Annotated in this window: 16 protein-coding genes; 6 read left to right on the plus strand and 10 right to left on the minus strand. The window is 75.9% G+C overall.

The annotated features are described in order from the left end of the window. The first annotated feature begins 574 nt into the window (after positions 1–574). Complete coding sequence (locus tag ACVMYR_RS12950) at positions 575–1,495, plus strand: hypothetical protein (protein ID WP_457121882.1); 921 nt, start codon at positions 575–577, stop codon at positions 1,493–1,495. A 51-nt stretch (positions 1,496–1,546) separates the two neighbouring features. Here the strand turns inward: ACVMYR_RS12950 and ACVMYR_RS12955 are convergent, their stop codons facing one another. The 4 genes from ACVMYR_RS12955 to ACVMYR_RS12970 form a co-directional block, all read right to left on the minus strand. Next, positions 1,547–2,128, minus strand: a complete 582-nt coding sequence (locus ACVMYR_RS12955) for an NADH-quinone oxidoreductase subunit B (protein ID WP_091276539.1) — start codon at positions 2,126–2,128, stop codon at positions 1,547–1,549. An 85-nt stretch (positions 2,129–2,213) separates the two neighbouring features. Beyond that, positions 2,214–3,782, minus strand: coding sequence for a pyridoxal phosphate-dependent decarboxylase family protein (locus ACVMYR_RS12960; RefSeq protein ID WP_457121883.1), 1,569 nt, complete (start codon positions 3,780–3,782; stop codon positions 2,214–2,216). After that, positions 3,779–5,194: an MFS transporter gene (locus ACVMYR_RS12965; RefSeq protein ID WP_457121884.1), complete on the minus strand. Its 1,416-nt coding sequence runs from the start codon at positions 5,192–5,194 to the stop codon at positions 3,779–3,781. Before ACVMYR_RS12965 ends, ACVMYR_RS12960 begins: the two co-directional genes overlap by 4 nt. A gap of 32 nt (positions 5,195–5,226) precedes the next feature. Further along, positions 5,227–5,541 (minus strand): MGMT family protein, encoded by a 315-nt coding sequence (locus ACVMYR_RS12970; protein WP_074472481.1) that lies wholly within the window; start codon positions 5,539–5,541, stop codon positions 5,227–5,229. Between the two features lie 13 nt (positions 5,542–5,554). Between ACVMYR_RS12970 and proB the strand changes: the two genes are divergently transcribed. Then, positions 5,555–6,712: a glutamate 5-kinase gene (gene proB, locus ACVMYR_RS12975; protein ID WP_457121885.1), complete on the plus strand. Its 1,158-nt coding sequence runs from the start codon at positions 5,555–5,557 to the stop codon at positions 6,710–6,712. A 69-nt stretch (positions 6,713–6,781) separates the two neighbouring features. Continuing rightward, entirely contained in the window at positions 6,782–8,026 is a 1,245-nt protein-coding gene (locus ACVMYR_RS12980; RefSeq protein ID WP_091276546.1) for a glutamate-5-semialdehyde dehydrogenase, read from the plus strand. Positions 8,027–8,117: 91 nt separating this feature from the next. On the opposite strand, the gene ACVMYR_RS12985 is transcribed toward ACVMYR_RS12980, so the two are convergent. From ACVMYR_RS12985 to ACVMYR_RS13010, 6 genes are all read right to left on the minus strand, one after another. After that, positions 8,118–8,999: a prenyltransferase/squalene oxidase repeat-containing protein gene (locus ACVMYR_RS12985; protein WP_091276549.1), complete on the minus strand. Its 882-nt coding sequence runs from the start codon at positions 8,997–8,999 to the stop codon at positions 8,118–8,120. A 187-nt stretch (positions 9,000–9,186) separates the two neighbouring features. Continuing rightward, complete coding sequence (moeZ, locus tag ACVMYR_RS12990) at positions 9,187–10,434, minus strand: adenylyltransferase/sulfurtransferase MoeZ (RefSeq protein ID WP_176734112.1); 1,248 nt, start codon at positions 10,432–10,434, stop codon at positions 9,187–9,189. A 40-nt stretch (positions 10,435–10,474) separates the two neighbouring features. Next, positions 10,475–11,407: a DUF3152 domain-containing protein gene (locus ACVMYR_RS12995; RefSeq protein ID WP_457121886.1), complete on the minus strand. Its 933-nt coding sequence runs from the start codon at positions 11,405–11,407 to the stop codon at positions 10,475–10,477. A 92-nt stretch (positions 11,408–11,499) separates the two neighbouring features. Then, complete coding sequence (locus tag ACVMYR_RS13000) at positions 11,500–12,435, minus strand: DUF3152 domain-containing protein (RefSeq protein ID WP_457121887.1); 936 nt, start codon at positions 12,433–12,435, stop codon at positions 11,500–11,502. Positions 12,436–12,440: 5 nt separating this feature from the next. After that, a complete protein-coding gene (locus tag ACVMYR_RS13005) occupies positions 12,441–13,415 on the minus strand; it encodes an alpha/beta fold hydrolase (RefSeq protein ID WP_077938249.1) in 975 nt (324 codons plus the stop codon). Between the two features lie 44 nt (positions 13,416–13,459). Continuing rightward, on the minus strand, positions 13,460–16,417 hold the full coding sequence (locus ACVMYR_RS13010) for a hypothetical protein (protein ID WP_457121888.1): 2,958 nt from the start codon (positions 16,415–16,417) through the stop codon (positions 13,460–13,462). 147 nt (positions 16,418–16,564) lie between these two features. Here ACVMYR_RS13010 and ACVMYR_RS13015 point away from each other — a divergent pair, with 147 nt between their 5' ends. From ACVMYR_RS13015 to ACVMYR_RS13025, 3 genes are all read left to right on the plus strand, one after another. After that, the gene (locus ACVMYR_RS13015; RefSeq protein WP_043965396.1) at positions 16,565–17,203 is read left to right on the plus strand and encodes a TetR/AcrR family transcriptional regulator; all 639 of its coding nucleotides are present in this window, start codon (positions 16,565–16,567) and stop codon (positions 17,201–17,203) included. Positions 17,204–17,268: 65 nt separating this feature from the next. After that, the gene (locus ACVMYR_RS13020) at positions 17,269–17,496 is read left to right on the plus strand and encodes a DUF3107 domain-containing protein (protein ID WP_077938248.1); all 228 of its coding nucleotides are present in this window, start codon (positions 17,269–17,271) and stop codon (positions 17,494–17,496) included. A 384-nt stretch (positions 17,497–17,880) separates the two neighbouring features. After that, positions 17,881–19,551, plus strand: a complete 1,671-nt coding sequence (locus ACVMYR_RS13025; protein WP_431897172.1) for a DEAD/DEAH box helicase — start codon at positions 17,881–17,883, stop codon at positions 19,549–19,551. The last annotated feature ends 11 nt before the right edge of the window (positions 19,552–19,562 follow it).

The raw sequence follows: 19,562 nt of genomic DNA on the forward strand, positions 1-19,562 counted from the left end.
GCCGGCCGCGAAGAGCTGCGGGACCTGACTCTGCGTCACGTCTCCCCGGCCGCGAAGGACACCTGCGCTTCCCTTTGCTCTGCACCCACCCACGCAACACGCCACGGAGCTGGCCGCCGGCAAGATCGCGGACCGCCGGCGGGTGCGGCAGCCGGTTGCACTGCGTGGCCGTTGCGTATGCGGGTGCAGAGCAAAGGGGTGGGGTGAGGCTTGTGTCGCCGGCGCGGGGGTCACGTTCTGTCGCGCCTCCGGCCGGTGGGTGCGGGTGCCGTCCGCGGGATGTGGCCGCTCGACGCTGGGACCGCGCCGACCGGGGTGGACCGCCGGCCGCCTCCCGGAGCTGCCGCCGGACGGCACCCGGACACGGGGTGGCGGGCCGGCCGAGGATCGATGATGATGACGCGGCCACGGTACGGGGGTACGTGGCGACGCGGGAAGGTCACGCGCGGCGGCGACGCCGTGGCGCGGCGACACCCGGGACGGACCACTCCCGACATCGCCGGGGCCGTCCCGGTGGTGCCGCTTCGTCGCCCGGCGCACCGCGCCGGACGCGCCCCACGGAGGACCCACACCGATGATCGAACGCACGGCGGGCCTGCTCGCCATCGCCCTGCTCGGCTGCACGGCCGCGCTGGCACCGGCCGGGGCGGCGATGGCCCGCACCACCGAACCCGCATCGGCCCGCCCGACCGGGACCGCCACCGTCTCGGTGGGCCGGCTCATCCTGGACCCGACCGAGCGCGGCTACCGGGGCAGCCTCCCGGTGACCATCACCAACCCGGGCCCGGCGGCCGACCACTTCTGGTTCCAGGTTCGTGAGCCGGTGCCCAGCTCGTTCGCCGACTCGCTCCAGTGCGACTACGCGGACCCGGTGGACAACCACGAGGTCCGGATCTGCGCCGTCCCGGGTGACGGCGGCGACCTCGCGCCGGGCGAGAGCCGCAGCTTCTCCGTCGGCTTCCACGTGCTGGCCACCCCGCGCGCCTACCCGATGTCGGCCACCGGGGGTGTGCTCGACGTCTTCTCGGCCGCCGGGGCGAGCGTCAGCACGTCGTTCGGCGCCCAGTTCCGGTCCACCACCGGGTCGCTGACCCGCCCCCGTCCGGTCCCGTACGTCCAGGACGCCCGCCCGGACGCGGCGATCGACGTGACCGGCCCGGTCACCGTCGACCCCTACGGCAGCTACCGGCTCCCGGTGCGGGTCCGGTACGCCGGCGACGCCCCGCACAGCAGCCTCTACCTCAAGGCCACCAACCTCCCGGCTGGCGTGGTGATCGAAGGCACCGATCCGACGTCCGGCCCGGCGTACTCGGACGAGACCCTGGTGCCGGGAACGCGGATGATGCCGGGCGAGGAGCGCGCCTTCGACGTGGTCTTCAGCGCCCCCACCAGCGCCCGGGACGTCACCCTGGAACTGTGGACCGCGTGGTTCGGGGTGAGCCCCGACGCGACCCCGGGGGACAACGTCGTCACGTTCACCCTGGCCCCGCAGTGACCGGCTGACCCCCGCCACCACCCCCGGGAGCGCCCCTGTCGCGAGGTGGCTTCAGGGGGTGGTGGGCCGGCGGATCGGCGGGGCCGTCAGCGAGTCCACCGGGCGGGGCGGCCGGGCGGCGGCGGGAGCGGCGTCAGCCGGGGAGGCCAGGGGGTCGGGGCGGGGGACGCCGCCGATGCCGGACTGCTCGGCGGCGATCTTCTCCTGCAGACGCAGGATGCCGTGCAGCAGCGCCTCCGGGCGGGGCGGGCAGCCGGGCACGTACACGTCGACGGGGATGAGCTGGTCGACGCCCTTGGTCACCGAGTACGAGTCCCAGTAGGGGCCGCCGCAGTTGGAGCACGCGCCGAAGGAGATGACGTACTTCGGCTCGGGCATCTGGTCGTAGAGCCGCTTGATCGCCGGGGCCATCTTGTCGGTGACCGTGCCGGAGACCACCATGAGGTCGGCCTGGCGCGGGCCGTGGGCGAACGGGATCACCCCGAGCCGGATGAAGTCGTGCCGGCCCATGCTGGTGGCGATGAACTCGATCGCGCAGCAGGCGAGGCCGAAGTTGAACACCCACAGCGAGTAGCGGCGGCCCCAGTTCAGCACGAACCGGATCGGCTCCCCGAGCACTGCCGGCAGCTGCACGACCGCCTCCTCTCTCCCGCGCCAGTCAACCACAGCCGCCGCCCGCCCCGAACGGGACAGCTCGGGGCGGCGGCGCAGGGACAGCTCAGTACGTGGGGCGTTGCAGCAGGCCGACGAACTCGACCAGCAGCCGCTCCCGCAGGGCCGGCGGGGCGGCGTCGAGCAGGGCGTTGACGGTGGCGTCCGGCGCGAAGCCGCCCGCACCGTCCGCCGAGCCGCCGGGACGGGCCGCCGCGCCGCCCGCACCGTCCGCCGCCGCGCCGCCGGGGCCGGCACCCGGCCCGCCGAGGCCGAGGGCGGCGGCCAGGCCGGCGACCAGTTCCGGGGTGAGCGCGTCCGGGGTCAGGGTCGCCGCGAGCGCGGTCAGCTCGGCGGGCAGCTCCACCGGGCCGGCGGCGCGGGCCGCCGCCGCCGCGTCGGCCAGGTCGGGGCCGAACTCCGCCACCCGGGGGGCCACCGCGGCGGTCACGGTGAGGTGCACGCTGGCCGGCAGGTCGGCGTACGAGAGCTGGGGCTGGGTGTGCCAGCCGCGCGCGGTCAGCTCGTCGACCAGCACGAACAGGTCCAGCGTCGGGTCGGTGGAGGTGAAGCAGACCACCGTCGACTCGGGCTCGGCCAGCAGCCGCAGCCCGGCGGTGCCGCGTACCGCGTCGGCGAGGCCGGCCACGGCGTCGCGGGTCGCCGCCGCCAGCCGCAGGTAGCCGTCCTCGCCGAGGTGGCGCAGGGTGGCGTACGCGGCGGCGATCGGGCCGCCCGAGCGGGTGGAGGCGATCACCGGGTTGACCATCGTGTAGCCGGGCCAGTCGGCGTACGCGAAGAACTGCGGGGCGCGCAGCGCCGGGGTGCGGTGCAGCAGCACGGAGACGCCCTTCGGGGCGTACGCGTACTTGTGCAGGTCGACGGAGATCGAGGTGACCCCGGCGACGGCGAAGTCGAACGGCGGCACCGGCTCGCCGAGGCGGCGCAGCCAGGGCAGCGTCCAGCCGCCGAAGCAGGCGTCGACGTGGCAGCGCACCCCGGCCTCGGCGGCCACCGCCGCGATCTCGGCGACGGGGTCGACGACGCCGTGCGCGTACGAGGGGGCGGAGCAGGCCACCAGCACCGTGTCGGGGCCGATCGCGGCGGCCACGGCGGCGGCGGACGGCCGCAGGGTCACCGGGTCGACGGGCACCGGGTCGAGGGCGACCCGCAGGTAGTGGGCGGCCTTGGCGAACGCCGCGTGGGCGGTCACCGGGACGGCGATGCGGGGCGCGGCGACGTCGGGGCGGGCGTCGCGGGCGGCCTTCACGGCGAGGATCAGCGACTCGGTGCCGCCGCTGGTGACGCTGCCGACGACGTCCGGCGCGGTGCTGGCGGGGCCGCCGCCGAGCAGCCGGGACGCCGCCCCGACCAGCGCGTTCTCCATCGCCAGCAGCGACGGGAACGCGGTCGGGTCGAGGCCGTTGACGTGCGCGCTGCTCGCGTGGGCGGCGGCGGCCAGCTCGTCGAGGCCGGGCACGGCGGGGTCGTAGACGTACGCGAAGAGCCGCCCCCCGTGGGTGGGCCGGTCCCCCGCGCGCAGCGCCCCGATGTCGCCGAGCACCCGCTCGGCCGGCAGCCCGCGCTCCGGCAGCGCCCGGCCGGTGTCCTGGCCGTTGTCCTGGTCGTCGCTCATGCGGCGGTGACGTTCCTCTCGTGGTGGCCGGTCTCGTGGTGGCCGGTGGCGACGGTCAGCAGGTCGTCCCGGGTGAGCGTGTAGTGGCGCAGCAGGAGCAGGGGCGGGCCCACCAGCAGGGCCGGCAGCACCGTGAAGCCCAGCAGCACGCCGAGGCGGGCCGCGTCGGACTGCGCTGCCGCCGTGCCGGTGTCGGAGGAGACGTACCCGCTGAGCTGGAGCACCAAGCCGTAGATGCCGGGGCCGAGGGCGAGGCCGAGGGTCTCCCCCGCCGTCCACAGGCCGGTGAACACGCCGGCCTGCCGGCGGCCGGTGCGCGCCGTGTCGTACGCGATGCAGTCGGGCAGCATGGCCAGCGCGAAGACCTGCTGGCCGGCGTACCCGACGCCGATGACCGCGACCACGAGGTAGACCGCGACGGCCGGCAGCACCGGCGCGGCGACCAGGCCGGCGGCCCCCGCCGTGAGCAGCGCGGACGCGGCGACCAGCGCGGACCGCTTGCCGACCCGCGCGCCGACGCGGGTCCACAGCGGCATCACCAGCAGCGCCGGCCCGACGAAGCAGGCGAACAGCACGGTGGGGCCGGTGGTCGGGTCGCGCAGCACCTGGTCGGCGAAGTAGCTGACCCCGGCCAGGATGGTGGCGACCCCGGCGGACTGGATCACGAAGCAGACCAGCAGCGCCCGGAACGGCCGGTTGCGGGCGGCGACGGCGAGCTGGGCGCGCAGCGTCGGCTCGCTCTCGCCGACCGTGCCGGTGGGCGCGCCCCGGGTGCCGAGGAACGCGCCGAGGGTGCCGAGCACGATCAGCGCGGCGACGAACAGGCCCATCCAGCGGTGCCCGGCGACGCCGTCGCCGCCGGCGGTCACCACGGCGGGGGCCACCGCGCCGGAGACCAGGATGGCCACCGCCAGCACCGCGATCCGCCAGCTCATCAGCCGGGTACGTTCGGCGTAGTCGTCGGTCAGCTCGGCCGGCATCGCCACGTAGGGGACCTGGAAGAACGCGAACGCGGTCGCCGTGGCGAGGAAGGCGAGGGCGACGTACGCCCCGGCGGCCGGGCCCGCGCCGAACGGGGCGGCGAAGATCGCGGCGAACAGCGCGGCGAGGGCGAGGCCGCCGAGCAGCAGGTACGGCCGGCGGGCCCCCCAGCGCGACCTGGTCCGGTCGGAGATCCGCCCGGCGACGGGGTTGACCAGCACGTCCCACGCCTTCGGCAGGAGCACCAGCAGGGCGGCCACCCCGGCGGCGACGCCGAGGGTGTCGGTCAGGTAGGGCAGGAGCAGCAGCCCCGGCACGGTGCCGAACGCCCCGGTGACCAGGGAACCGAGCGCGTAGCCGGCGTGCACCCGGCGGGGCAGGACGTGGCCGCCGGACTGCGGCGTCCCGGGTCCGGCGGGCGGCAGCGTCATGACGCCGAATGTTACTCACGTTATGGTCGCGGTCACATCCCCTCTTCCGGCGACCAGGCAGCGGCGGCCATGTCCACCCCCGTCCCGCCCAGCGGGGCACCCTCGGCGCGCAGCCGGGCCCGCGCCTCGACCTCGTGACCGGGCGGCAGCCGGCCCGCAGAGGTGACCACCCGGTGCCACGGCACCCCGCCCCCGTGCCGGGCCATGATCGAGCCGACCAGCCGCGCCGACGCCCGCCCCGAGCGCTCGGCCAGCGCGTCGGCGACCGCGCCGTACGACATCACCCGCCCCGGCGGGATGCGCTCGACCAGCTCCAGGACCGCCTCGACGTACTCCGCAGGTGTCACGAGCTGCCACGATATGGGAACGCGACCGGGGGCCGCCGACCCGACCGCGCAGAATGGGCGGGTGCGTCTCGCAGTCACCTCGGCCCGGCGGGTCGTCGTCAAGATCGGCTCGTCCTCGCTGACCACCGCGTCCGGGGGCCTCGACGACGCCCGCGTCGACGCGCTCGTCGACACCCTCGCCCGGCTCGCCGCCGACGGCCGCGAGGTGGTGCTGGTCTCCTCCGGCGCGATCGCCGCCGGGCTCGCCCCGCTCGGGCTCAGCCGCCGCCCGCGCGACCTGGCCACCCAGCAGGCCGCCGCCAGCGTCGGCCAAGGCCTGCTCATCGGCCGGTACGCGGCCGGCTTCGCCCAGCACCGCCTCACCGTCGGGCAGGTGCTGCTCACCGTCGACGACGTGACCCGCCGGGCGCACTACCGCAACGCGTACCGGACGCTGCGCAAGCTGCTCGACCTGCGGGCCGTGCCGATCGTTAACGAGAACGACACCGTCGCCACCGAGGAGATCCGGTTCGGCGACAACGACCGGCTCGCCGCCCTCGTCGCCGCCCTCGTCCACGCCGAGCTGCTGGTGCTGCTCTCCGACGTCGACGCCCTGTGGACCGGCGACCCGGCCAGGCCCGAGTCGACCCGGATCACCGACGTCCGCGACGAACGCGACCTGGCCGGCGTGCAGATCGGCGGGGCCGGGCGGGCCGGCGTCGGCACCGGCGGCATGGTCACCAAGGTCGAGGCGGCCCGGATCGCCACCGGCTTCGGCATCCCCGTGGTGCTCACCGCCGCCGGACTGGCCGCCGCCGCGCTGGCCGGCGACGAGGTCGGCACCCTGTTCCACGCCGAGCGCAGACGCCCGACCGCCCGGCTGTTCTGGCTGGCCCACGCCACCACCCCGCGCGGCCGGCTGCACCTCGACGCGGGCGCGGTGGCCGCCGTGGTGGGGCGGCGCAAGTCGCTGCTGCCGGCCGGGATCACCGCCGTCGACGGGGCGTTCACCGCCGGCGACCCCGTCGACCTGGTCGACGCGGGGGGCGCGCCGGTGGCCCGGGGGCTGGTCAACTACGACGCCGTGGAGCTGCCGGGGCTGCTCGGCCGCTCGACGGGCGAGCTGGCGGCGGCGCTCGGGCCGGCGTACGAACGTGAGGTCGTCCACCGCGACGACCTGGTGCTGCTGTAAGCAGGGGCCCCCTGTTAACGCATTCTGTTGTACAGGGGCCCCTTCCTAACACCGTGAGGAGTGAACTGGATGAGCGTCGTCGAGCAGGCCAGGCGGGCCCGGGGCGCGGCGGAGGCCCTGGCGGTCGCCACGCGCACCACCAAGGACGCCGCGCTGGTGGCGATGGCCGACGCGCTGGTCGCGCGTACCCCCGAGATCGTGACCGCGAACGCGGCGGACCTGGCGGCCGGGCGGGAGGCCGGGCTGAGCGCGGCCATCCTGGACCGGCTCGCGCTCGACGCCGCGCGGGTGGCGGGCATCGCCGAGGCGCTGCGCGAGATGGCCGCGCTGCCCGACCCGGTCGGCGAGGTGGTACGCGGCTCGACCCTGCCCAACGGGCTGGAGCTGCGGCAGGTCCGGGTGCCGTTCGGGGTGGTCGGGATCATCTACGAGGCCCGCCCGAACGTGACCGTGGACGCCGCCGGGATCTGCCTGAAGTCGGGCAACGCGGCGCTGCTGCGCGGCTCCGGCTCGGCGGCGCACTCCAACGCGGCCCTGGTGGCGGTGCTGCGCGACGCGGTCGCCTCGGCCGGCCTGCCGGCGGACGCCGTGCAGCTGCTCGACGCCAGCTCCCGCGACTCGGTCAAGGAGCTGATGCGGGCGCGCGGCCTGGTCGACGTGCTGATCCCGCGCGGCGGGGCGTCGCTGATCCGCACCGTCGTCGAGGAGTCGACGGTGCCGGTGATCGAGACGGGGGTCGGCAACTGCCACGTGTACGTCGACGCCGCCGCCGACCTCGCCAAGGCCGTCGCGATCACCCTGAACGCCAAGACCCAGCGCCTGTCGACCTGCAACACCGCCGAGTCGCTGCTCGTGCACGCCTCCGTCGCGGACGCGTTCCTGCCGGCGGTGCTGGCCGCGTTCGCCGAGGCCGGGGTGACGGTGCACGGCTCGCCGGAGGTCGCCGCGTACTCGTCGGCGGTGGTGCCGGCGACCGACGAGGACTTCGCCACGGAATACCTGTCGGCGGACATCTCCGTCGCCGTCGTCGACTCGCTCGACGCGGCGGTGGCGCACATCCGCCGGTACGGCACGGGGCACACCGAGGCGATCGTCACCGACTCCCAGTCGGCGGCCCGCGAGTTCGTGGCCCGGGTCGACGCGGCGGCGGTGATGGTCAACGCCTCGACCCGGTTCACCGACGGCGGCGAGTTCGGCTTCGGCGCGGAGATCGGCATCTCGACGCAGAAGCTGCACGCCCGGGGGCCGATGGGCCTGCCGGAGCTGACGAGCACGAAGTACGTGGTGACGGGCGACGGCCACCTGCGGGGTTAGGTGTAAGGAGGGGCCCCTTGTTAACGCATACGGTAGAGAGGGGTTCCCTTCTCACCCCGCTGGGCGGAGCCCGAGGCAGGCGGCGGGGCGGTCAGCGGCAGGCGCGGATCGCCGCCAGGGTGGTGTGCACGTCGAACTGGTGGCCGTCGTCGCTCTCCCAGCCGCCGTCGCTGCGCTGGGTCTCGGCCAACCGCCGGCGGGCCGCGACCAGCGTCCAGTGCTGCTCGTCGACGCCGACCCGCCGCAGGGCGGCGGCCAGCGACGCCGCGTTGGCCGGGGAGAGCTTCGGCATCCGGTCGGCCAGCGACACCTGGATCCGGGCCGACTCGTAGAACAGTTCCTGCTGGTGGAAGACCGCCGCGCTGAGCCAGCCGACGGCCAGGTACGACGGGAAGGTGCCGTCCGGCTGGAGCTGCCCGGCGAGGGCCTGAACGGCGGTCTGCACCACGCCCTGGTAGGCGCTGCCGGCGTACGCGCCGGCGGCCTGGTCGGGTGGTCCGGCCGGCCAGCGGGGGTCGGGTGAGTGTGCCGCGCGGCGGCCGGGCGCGGCGTGCCGCGCGTCCAGGTCGGCGACGGTGAGCCAGAAGGTGACGGTGGCGGTCAGGTACAGCCGCGCCTCGGGGTCGCCGGGCCTGGCCCACCAGGGGGCGTCGTCGGCGAGGGCGGGATCCTCCTCCCAGCCGCCGTCGGCCTGCTGCCGGGACGCCAACCAGTCCAGCGCCCGGCGGGCGGCGGGACGGCCGAGAGCACCGAGGTCGTCCAGCTCGGCGAGGCGGAAGCAGGTGGCGTCGACCGAGGCGACGTCGGCGCCCCAGACGGCAGGCCAGCCGCCGGTGGGAGTCTGCCCCACCTCGGCGCTGTCGAGCAGTTCCGGCGACGGTGCCGCGCCGGCCCGCAGCCAGGACAGCCGGGCCCGTTCCACCGCGTCACCGTGCGCCACCACGAACCCGATCGCGGCGTCCAAGTCGACCACGGCAGGAACGCTACCGACGCAAACGCGATCCCACCTCGGATGGTCGGCCGGGCGACACTGGGCGAGCAGGTGCCAACGGTGGGCGAGCAGGTGCCGCCGACCGGCGGGTGGGTGGGTGTGAGAAGGGGCCCCTTCTCTACCGAAAGCGTTAAGAAGGGGCCCTTCCTTGCACTCAGCCCGGTCGTGCTCAGTACGCGGGGAGCGAGGGGTCGATCTGCTTGATCCAGGACAGGACGCCGCCCTGGACGTGCACCGCGTCGCGGAAGCCGGCCGCCTTGAGCGCGGCGAGCGCCTCGGCGGAGCGGACGCCGGACTTGCAGTGCAGCACGATCTGCCTGTCCTGCGGCAGCTTCGCCAGCGCCTCGCCGGAGATGATCTCGCCCTTGGGGATGAGCGTCGAGCCGGGGATCCGGACGATCTCATACTCGGCGGGCTCGCGGACGTCGACGAGGAAGATGTCCTTGCCGGCGTCCTGCCACTCCTTCAGCTCGGCCGCGGTGATGGTCGCGTCGACCACCGCCTCCTGGGCCTCCTCGGAGACCGCGCCGCAGAAGTCCTCGTAGTCCTCCAGCAGGTCGGTGACCGTCGGGTTCTCGCCGCAGAGCACGCAGTTCGGGTCCTTCCGGACCTTGATCTTGCGGTAGCTCATCTCCAGGGCGTCGTAGACCATCAGCCGGCCGACCAGCGGCTCACCGATGCCGGCGAGCAGCTTGATCGCCTCGTTGACCTGGATCGAGCCGATCGACGCGCAGAGCACGCCGAGCACGCCGCCCTCGGCGCAGGAGGGGACCATGCCGGGCGGCGGGGGCTCCGGGTAGAGGCAGCGGTAGCAGGGGCCGTGCTCGGCCCAGAACACCGACGCCTGGCCGTCGAACCGGTAGATCGACCCCCAGACGTACGGCTTGCCGAGCAGCACCGCCGCGTCGTTCACCATGTAGCGGGTGGCGAAGTTGTCGGTGCCGTCGACGATCAGGTCGTAGCCGGAGAAGATCTCCCGCACGTTGTCGCGGTCCAGCGCGGTGTTGTGGATCTCCACGTTGACCAGCGGGTTGATCTCGCGGATCGACGCGGCGGCGGACTCGGCCTTGGACCGGCCGACGTCGGAGACGCCGTGGATGACCTGCCGCTGGAGGTTGGACTCGTCGACGGTGTCGAAGTCGATGATGCCGAGCGTCCCGACGCCCGCCGCGGCCAGGTAGAGCAGAGCCGGCGAGCCGAGACCGCCGGCGCCCACACAGAGCACCCGGGCGTTCTTCAGCCGCTTCTGCCCCTCGACCCCGACGTCGGGGATGATCAGGTGGCGCGAGTAGCGGCGGATCTCGTCAACGGTCAGCTCGGCGGCGGGCTCGACGAGCGGGGGCAACGACACGGTGGACTCCCCGGGATCGGCGTGGGTGACGAGCCATTGTCGCTCGCCGAACCGCCGATCGGCCATGAGCAGGGACACCCGCCCGACATGCGGGAGCGGGAATAACTCAGGTGCCCGGGGTCGGCTCCCCCGCGTACCGCTTGCCGTCGAGGTAGGGCCAGGGGTTGGCGACGCAGCCGTCGAGGCCGTACGTCTGCTGCTGCATCACCGGCGCGGGCTCGCCCGGCCCCGGGCATGCCTCGTGCAGCTCGCCGAGCTCGTGCCCGACCTCGTGGTTGACCACGTACGCGCGGTAGACGTCCAACGGGGCGCCGTAGTCCGGGACCGCCTCCATCCACCGGGCCAGGTTGATGATCACCTGGCCGGGCAGGCGGCAGGAGGTGTACCGCTCGGTGCGCAGCCCGCCGAGCGCGCACATCCGCTCGGAGGTGACGGGGGTCGCCAGGTAGACGGTGAAGTCCGCCTCGGGTGCGGAAACGTCGGGGGTGTCGGGGGCGGCGTCGGCGGAGGGGACGGCGTCGGCCTCCGGGCCGGCGGCGGGCTCCGGGTCGGCGGGGCCGGCGGGCCCGGCCACCCGTTGCAGGCGCAGGTCGCCCGAGGCTATCCAGCTGCGCGGGTCGCTCAGCGCCTCGTCGACCACGGCGGCGAACGCGTCCGGGTCCTGGCCGGTGTCCCGCTCGACGAGCACCCGGTAGCGGCGCACCGGCCCGCCCGTGCCCTGGACCGGGGACTGACCCGCGGCGGCAGTGAACCGGCCGGGTCCGCTGGTCGGCCAGCCGCCCGACCGCCCGGGGGCGGCCCGCTCGGCCCGGCCGTCCTGGTCGGCCCGGTCTCCCTGCGCGGCACCGACGCTGTGGTCGCCCGCCCCGGCCCCCGCCCCGCCGGGGTCCGCCGGCCCGGTCGGCGGCACCGCGCCGAGGACCAGGAGCGCGGCGGCGGCGACGGCGACCAGGGCGGACAGGCCGCCGAGCGCCGTACGGGAGCGCGAGCGACCCGGCCGCCGGGGGCGGTACGCCCCGGATGGGGAGAGGGTAGTCACCCCGTCAGCCTGACAGACAAAACGCGCTCAACTGCGCTTTTGCCACCTATAGCGCGAAAAGCCCTCGCCTTTCCCGGCGCGCTGCGCCCCGGTCACAGCGGCGGGCCGGCGTAGCGGCGGCCGTCCCGGTACGGCCACGGGTTGGCCACGCAGCCGTTGAGGAAGAGGGTCTGCTGCATCATCACCGGCGCCGGCCGGCCCGGCTTCGGGCAGCGCTCGTGCCCGTGCCCCAACTGGTGCCCGACCTCGTGGTTCACCACGTACGTCCGATAGACCGCCAGCGGCACCCCGGCGTCGACGAAGTGCGGCACCGACAGCCGCCACCGGTCCAGGTTGATGATCACTTTCCCGGGCGCGCGGCAGGAGGTGTAGGGCCGCCCGCCCACCCGGATGTCGACCCCGCCGGCCGCGCACATCCGCCCCGCCGTGCCGGCCGTGGCCAGGTAGACCGTGAAGTCGTGCCGGGCCGCGCCGGGCACCCGTTGCAGCCGCAGCCGGCCGCTGTCCACCCAGCTCCCCGGCCCCGCCAGCGCCTCCTGCACCGCCGTGCCGAAGTCGCCCACGTCCTCGCCGGCCTCCCGTTCCACCGCCACCCGGTAGCGGCGCAGCGCGCCGGCCGCGCCGAGCACCGCGCCGGGGCGGTCGTCGTACCGGAAGCCGCCCCCGCCGGCCGACGGCACGGGCCCCGGGATCCGCAGCACCGGGGACGCGCCGGGCGCCGGCGGGGAGCCGGTGTCGACGGGCGGGGGACCGCCGAATGCCGCCGCCGGGGGGCCGCCGGGGCTCCGCGACGCCGCCGGGAGGGCCACGCCGCCCGCCGGGGCCGGCGTGCGGGCCGCCTGGTCGACGGCCAGCGCCTCGACGTCGGTCGGGGGACCGTCGCCTGTCGGGGGCCGGGCCGTCAGCAGGACCGCGCCGGCCAGGACGCACCCGGCGAGGGCGGCCACCGACAGCAGGGTACGCCGCCGGACGGCAGGGGCTGCGGGGGAATTCGGGCGGGAAGCGCGACGAGGCAGGAATCCGGGCATCCCGGTCAGGATGCCACGTCACGGACCGTCACGGGGTTCGCCACTTCGTCGAGCAACCCGAGCACCGCGCGGGCCACGGTGCGGGGCACCTCCAGCTGGGCCACGTGCCCGACGCCGCGCAGCATCAACAGCCGGCTGTCCGGGATCACCCGGGCGGCCTGCGGCGCCACCCGCACGTCGACCAGCCGGTCCTCGGATCCGCCGATCACCAGCGTCGGCACCCGCACCGCCGCGGCGAGCCGCCACAGCGACTCCGGCCCCCGCAGGTACGAACGCAGGAAGCTGGAGACCAGGCCGCGGAAGGTGCGCACGTACACGGAGGCGTAGTGCGCGGCCTGGTAGCGCAGCAGGATCTCCTCCAGCGCCTCCTGCCGGCGCTGCTCGCTGATCCGGGTCAGGTCGGCCACGCAGGACTCCATCACCTGCTGCGCCATCACCTTCGGGTCCAGCCGGGCCAACTGCCAGCCGACGAGCCGTTCCCCGCGCGGCACGGCCAGCAGGGGCAGCATCCGGCCCTGCAACGAGCGGCGGAAGTCCAGGAAGGGCAGCGCCGGGGAGATCAGGGTCAGCGTGCGTACCAGGTCCGGGCGCAGCGCGGCGACCCGCACCGAGACCGCCCCGCCCAGCGAGTTGCCGAGCAGGTGCACCGGCCCCCGGTCGGAGTGCTCGATCCAGCGGACCACGTGCTCGGCGAACGCGGGGACCGTGTAGCGCCGGCTCGGCTCGCTGTGCCCGAACCCCGGCAGGTCGATGGCCTGGCCGTCGAGCCGGTCGGCGAGCAGCCCGGCCAGGTCGGTCCAGTTCTGCGACGACCCGCCGAGGCCGTGGACGTAGAGCGCCGGCTCGGCCCCGGCGGCGGTGGCCGGGGTGTCCCGGACGTAGGTGACGGAGCCGTCGAGGCGTACCTCCCGACCGGGCCACGGCGGCGGGGTCCCGTGCGGGGGCAGGTGGTGGTCCGGCCCGAGGATGGCGGCTTTCATGGCACCAAGTCTGCCCGCGCCGCCGGCGTCCCGCCCGCCGTCGGTCACGCCAGCAGCGCCTCCAGGCGGCGGTTGACGGCCGCCAGGGTGGCCCGGACGACGGCCTGCCGGGGATCGCCGGCCACCAGCGCCGAGCCGGCGAGCTGCTCGACCCAGCCGTCGCAGACCAGCAGCACCACCACCGTGGCCACCTCGCAGTTGCCGAACGGCACCACCGCCGCGTGCTCGACGAAGCACCGGCCCCGGTCGGGCTCCTGCTCGCCGCCGCGCAGCAGCCGGTCCACCGCCGCCGCCGCGGCGACGGCGCAGAGCCGCAGCACGTAGCCGTCCACGGCGGGCCCGGTCGCGTACCCGGATGCGGTTTCCTGGTCCGCGAGGAGGCGCACCTCGACGTTCGCGTCAAGGCCGAACGTGCTGACCTGGACGTGGTCGATCACCACGCGGGGCCCCGGCGCGCCGCCGGTGTCCAGCGGTCGCGACGGCGCGGTCTCCGTCGTGGTCATCTGCCCACCGGAGTACGAGGAGCCGAGCGTCGCCGGGCTGCCCGTCGCGAGGCCGGCCGGGGCGGCGCTGACCTGGCCCGGCTCCTCCACGGCGGCCCGGCCCCGGTGCGTGGTCGCCTGGCGACGCCGGCGCGGCGGCTCCCCCGCCGGGTCGGCCCGGCGGTCGAGCCGGGGCGGCGGCGCGTCGGCGGGCGGTCGGGCCTCCGGCAGCCGGCCGGCGGCTCCCCGGGGGTCGGCGGGGCGGCGCTCGGGGGGCCGGGGGGCGGTGCCCCGCAGGTCGGGGCGCGCCTCGGCGGAGCGACGACGCACGGGCGGCGGCGGGGCGCTCGGCATCCCTGGTACGTCCTGCGGGGCGGCGGCCAGCCCCATCCGCTCCTGCAGCAGGCGGGCCACCTGGCGGCTCACCTCGGCGGGGTCGGCACCGTCGGCGAGGTCGAGCCGCAGGCTGTGCGCGCCGGCCGGGGTGCGGCGCAGGGCCGCGTCCCGCACCCCGGCGACACCGCGCACGGCGTCGAGGATGGCGTTGACGTCGAACCCCTCGGGCCGCTCCTGCGGCGGGGCGGGCTCGTCGTCGCGACGAAGGTGGGTGGCGATGCGGGCGAGCTCCGGGGTCTCGGCGGGGGGCTCCACGGCTGGCGGCTCCGGCACGACGGGCACGTCCGGTTCGGCGGGGACGCGCTGCGGCAGCACCGCCGTGCGGTCCGGCTGCCGGCCCCCGTCGGCCGGGGCGGCCGGGGTCACCGGGTCGGGTGCGGATCGGCGGGCCGCGTACGGGGGTGCGCTCGTCGGGGCGGGCGCGGGTGGGGTGCGGACCAGCCGGCCGATCCCGCTCGTGGCGGGTGCGGCGGTCGGCCCGGCACCGGTGGCGGTCGGCGGTTGGCCGGGTGCGTCGGTGGGCGGGGCGTCCTCGGGGACCGGACGGAGCCGGAAGGGCCGGGCGGCGGCGGCCCGGACCTCGGCCGGGTCGACGGCTGCGGCGGCTGAGGTCTCGGGCCCGGCGGCGGGCGGGGCGGACGCGGGGCGGCCACCGGCCCAGGCGGGGCGCTCGGCAGGGTCCGGGGCGGGTCGGGCGGCCGGTTCGGCCCCGGCACGCGGCTCGGACCCGGGACGGGGCAGCTCGTACGGGCGGATCGGCTCGGCCCGCACCGGCTGGTACGGGCGGACCGGCTCGGCGCGCACCGGCTCGTACGGCCGGGTCGGCTCGGCGGCGTAGGGGTGGTTCGGCTCCGGCGGGTGGCTGCGACCGGGCGGGGGGGCCCAGTCGGCCGCGCGGCCCTCGCGTGACGGCGGACCGGTCTGCTCGGTCTCCGCGCGCGCCGGGCCGACCGGCTCGGCCTCTGCGCGGGCCCGGCGCCCGGCCAGCTCGTCGATGCCGGCGTGGCGGTCGGCGGTGTCCTCGTCGGCGCGCAGGCGACGCCCGGCCGACCCGTCGTCGCGGGACCGGCGGGCGGGCTCGCCCTCGTCGTCGCGGGAGCGGCGGCCGGCCGGCTCGGCCTGGTCGCGGGACCACGGCGGGGCCCACCCCCCGCCCCAGCTCGGGCGGTTCCAGTCGGGGCCGGCCCAGCCCGGCGGGGGTGGCGCGGCGCTCTCGTCACGCCTCCGGACCGGCCCACGGTCGGGCTCGCCGGGAGGACCGGGATAGCCGCCGCGGTCGGGCTCACCGGGAGGACCGGGATAGCCGCCACGGTCGGGCTCGCCGGGAGGGCCGGGATAGCCGCCGCGGTCGGGCTCACCGGAATAGCCGGCACGGCCGGGGTCGCCGGGATGGCCGGCACGGCCGGGGTCGGCCGGATAGCCGCGCGGATCGTCGTCCTCGGGCGGGAAGCGGTGGGCCCAGTCGTACGGCCCGCCGGCCGTCGCGCCCTGGTCGAGGGCGGCCCGGTCGGCGGGGAAGCCGCGCGGCGCGTCGAAGCCGGCGTCGGCCGGCGGGACCTGACCGGCGGGGGGCGCGGACGCCGGGGCGTCGCCGTCGGGCCAGTGGCCCAGGCGGGGGGCCGGCTGGTCGTCGGAGGAGTGCCGGGCGGCGGGGTCCGGGTCGGTGCCGCGCGACGGGCCGGCCGAGCGCTCCAGGGCGGGGGCCGGGCGCTGCGCGGGGACGGTCAGCCGGTCGTCGTCGGTTTCCCAGGCGGCGTCCTCCGGCAGCGGCGGCGCGCTGACCGGCGTCGGGCGGCCGGGACGCGACTCGTCCCCGGGGTGGGCCACGCCGTTGACGTGCGGGTGGCCGTTGACCCGGGTCGGGGGCTCACCCCGGGTGGCCGGGCCGGGCAGGGGCGCAGGCAGGTCGCCGTGGCGCGGCGACGAGGCGCCCCAGCCGGACGCCGGCTCGGTGCGGCCCCAGCCGGACGGCGCCTCCCGCGACGCGCCGGCGTCGCCGCCACTGGACCAGCCGGTCGCCGAGGGCGCCCACCCGCTGACGGAACGGGCGAGGTCGTCCTGCTGACCCGTGCCGTCGCCGTGCTCTCCCGGGGTGGCGGCACCGGGTTGCCCTGCTTCACTCACCGCGCGCTCCTTGGTCGCCCCCGCTGAGGCTACCGTGTGGTGACAGTGGCGATAAGTTACAGCGGCGGGCCAATTCCGCGCGGGGTTCGTCGACCCCGACCGGTTCGGGCGATATGCCGGCTCGTACGACCAGTTTCGGAGGTTCCCATGACGGCTGTGGGGAACGGTGCCCAGACCGCCGGCCGGCCCACGCGTTTGCCCCGCTCCGCGCGGCGCAAGCAGCTGCTCGCGGCGGCGCAGGAGGTGTTCGTCGCGCAGGGATACCACGCCGCCGCGATGGACGACATCGCCGAGCGGGCGGGGGTTTCCAAGCCGGTGCTCTATCAGCACTTCCCGGGCAAGATGGAGCTCTACCTGGCGCTGCTGGACACGCACTGTGACGCGATCGTGGCAAAGGTGCACGACGCGATGCGGGGCACCAACGACAACAAGGAACGCGTCAGCGCGTCGGTCCGCGCGTACTTCGACTTCGTCGACCACGAGAGCGAGGCGTTCCGTCTGGTCTTCGAGTCCGACCTGCGCAACGACCCGGCCGTGCGGCAGCGGGTGGAGCGGGTGGAGCAGGGCTGCATCGCCGCGATCACCGACACGATCATCTCCGACACGGGGGTGAGCCGGGCGCACGCCGAGCTGCTCGCCTCCGGCCTGGTCGGCGCGGCGGAGACGGCGGCGCAGTTCTGGCTGGCCGGGGGCCGGCAGGTGCCGAAGGCCGAGGCGGAGGCGCTCGTGGCGGCGCTGTCCTGGCGGGGCATCGCCAGCTTCCCGCTGCAGGGTGAGTCAGCCTGAACATCCGGCCGTGAGATCGGATAGCCTTCCCACGGCGGCTTTTTCGCCCCAGTTGAGGAGGCACCGTGGAGGTCAAGATCGGCGTGCAGTACGCGCCGCGCGAGCTGGTTCTGGAGAGCGCGCAGTCGCCGGCCGAGATCGAGCAGATCGTGACTGACGCCTTCGCGAAGGACGAAGGGACGCTCTCCCTGACCGACGAGAAGGGCCGGCGGATCATCGTGCCGGTCAACAAGGTCGCCTACGTCGAGATCGCCGAGGCCTCGCCCCGGGCGGTCGGTTTCACCGTTCGCTGATCTCCCTGCGGGAGACCGGCGGCCAGAGGTGCTGGCCGGCCCGACCGCGCAGGTCGGCCGGCCGGACCTCCCCACCCCTCCGAAACGCGTCGCAGCGGGCGCAATCGGGTAGGGCTAAAGTGACCCAGGTCACAATCACCGACCCCGACGTGGGGACCCTGTCCTGAACAGGGACGACACCGGGGCGGCTCAGGTAGTATGGGGCAGTTGCCGTGGGCGCCGATCTGGCGAAGGGTCGATTCCGACCCGAAGCCCTGCACCACGGCGCGCGTGCGGCCCGGTCCGGCTCGGCGATCTCCGCCCCCGACCGTGTGGCCCGCGCCACTACCGTCCGCGCCCTGAGGACCTGAGGGGCGCACCACGAGAGGGCACCCCCAAATCCATATGAGCGATCAGATCTTCGATCCCACAGCCGGCCAGGAGCTGGCACCCACCGCCCCGGTCCGCCCGGAGGCACCCACCTTCGCCGAGCTCGGCGCCCGACCGGAGACCGTCGAGGCGCTGGCGGCGGCCGGCATCACCCGCGCCTTCGCCATCCAGGAGTACGCGATCCCGATCGCGCTGCGCGGCGTCGACATGATCGGCCAGGCACCGACCGGCACCGGCAAGACCCTCGGCTTCGGCGTGCCGCTGCTGGAGCGCGTCTTCGCCCCGGCCGAGGGCGGCGACGGCGTGCCGCAGGCCCTCGTCGTCGTCCCCACCCGCGAGCTGGGCATCCAGGTCGCCAAGGACCTCGACGCCGCCGGGCGCACGCGGGGCGTCCGGGTGCTGCCGATCTACGGCGGCGTGGCGTACGAGCCGCAGATCGACGCGCTGCGCAAGGGCGTCGAGATCCTGGTCGGCACGCCGGGCCGGCTGATGGACCTGCAGAAGCAGAAGCACCTGCGCCTCGACCGGGTGCGCGCGCTGGTGCTCGACGAGGCCGACCGGATGCTCGACCTGGGCTTCCTCGACGACGTCGAGAAGATCCTCGCGATGCTGCCGGAGGACCGGCAGACCATGCTCTTCTCGGCCACCATGCCTGACCCGATCGTCACGCTGTCCCGGCGCTTCCTGCGTCAGCCGATGACGATCCACGCGGGGCACACCGCCGAGACCGGGCCGTCGCCGCAGACCGAGCAGCTGGTCTACCGCACCCACTCGATGAACAAGATCGAGATCGTGGCCCGCATCCTCCAGGCGGAGGGGCGCGGCCTGACCATGATCTTCACCCGCACGAAGCGGGCCGCCGACCGGGTCGCCGAGGACCTCGACTTCCGCGGCTTCGCCGTGGCCGCCGTGCACGGCGACCTGGGCCAGGGCGCCCGGGAGCGGGCGCTGCGGGCGTTCCGGGCCGGCAAGATCGACATCCTGGTCGCCACCGACGTGGCCGCCCGGGGCCTGGACGTCAGCGGCGTCACCCACGTCATCAACTACGACTGCCCCGAAGACCAGGACACCTACACCCACCGGATCGGCCGCACCGGCCGGGCCGGCGCCACGGGCGTCGCGGTGACCTTCGTCGACTGGGACGACATGCCCCGCTGGCGGATCATCGACAAGACGCTCGGGCTGGAGATGCCGGAGCCACCGGAGACCTACCACACCTCGCCGCACCTCTACACCGACCTGGCCATCTCCCGCGACGTCACCGGCACCCTGCCGACGGCGGAGCGGACCCGGGCCGGGCTGTCGGCGGAGGTCGAGGAGGACCTCGGCGGCCGGTCCCGGCGCGGCGAGTCCGGCGGCCGGGGCCCCCGGCGCGGCGAGCGGGGCGAGTCCCGTGGTCGCGGCGAGCGCCGCCCGGCGCGGCCCGCCAGCGACGGCGACGCCGCCGGCGTCCCGGCCGAGCAGGCCGCCGAGGGCGAGGCCCGCACCCCGCGCCGCCGGCGTCGCCGCCGGGTCGGCGAGGCGGGGGCCGGCGAGCCGACCGCCGTGGTCACCGCCGAGCCGTCCGGCGCCGAGCCCGCCGCGGCGGCGGCGGCCGACGGCGATCCGGCCAAGCCCCGCCGCCGCCGACGCCGCCGCAGTGGCGGTTCCGGCCCGGGTACGCCCGCCGAGGCGACCGCCGACTGACCCACGCGCAA

Source organism: Micromonospora sp. PTRAS2, assembly GCF_054052245.1.

Excerpts from the sequence above, each read along its gene's own strand:
- ACVMYR_RS12980 (WP_091276546.1), top strand. The coding sequence starts at position 6,782 with ATGAGCGTCGTCGAGCAGGCCAGGCGGGCCCGGGGCGCGGCGGAGGCC.
- ACVMYR_RS13000 (WP_457121887.1), bottom strand. The coding sequence starts at position 12,435 with ATGCCCGGATTCCTGCCTCGTCGCGCTTCCCGCCCGAATTCCCCCGCA.
- ACVMYR_RS12960 (WP_457121883.1), bottom strand. The coding sequence starts at position 3,782 with ATGAGCGACGACCAGGACAACGGCCAGGACACCGGCCGGGCGCTGCCG.
- ACVMYR_RS12950 (WP_457121882.1), top strand. The coding sequence starts at position 575 with ATGATCGAACGCACGGCGGGCCTGCTCGCCATCGCCCTGCTCGGCTGC.
- ACVMYR_RS13025 (WP_431897172.1), top strand. The coding sequence starts at position 17,881 with ATGAGCGATCAGATCTTCGATCCCACAGCCGGCCAGGAGCTGGCACCC.
- proB (WP_457121885.1), top strand. The coding sequence starts at position 5,555 with ATGGGAACGCGACCGGGGGCCGCCGACCCGACCGCGCAGAATGGGCGG.
- ACVMYR_RS13005 (WP_077938249.1), bottom strand. The coding sequence starts at position 13,415 with ATGAAAGCCGCCATCCTCGGGCCGGACCACCACCTGCCCCCGCACGGG.
- ACVMYR_RS12965 (WP_457121884.1), bottom strand. The coding sequence starts at position 5,194 with ATGACGCTGCCGCCCGCCGGACCCGGGACGCCGCAGTCCGGCGGCCAC.
- moeZ (WP_176734112.1), bottom strand. The coding sequence starts at position 10,434 with ATGGCCGATCGGCGGTTCGGCGAGCGACAATGGCTCGTCACCCACGCC.
- ACVMYR_RS13015 (WP_043965396.1), top strand. The coding sequence starts at position 16,565 with ATGACGGCTGTGGGGAACGGTGCCCAGACCGCCGGCCGGCCCACGCGT.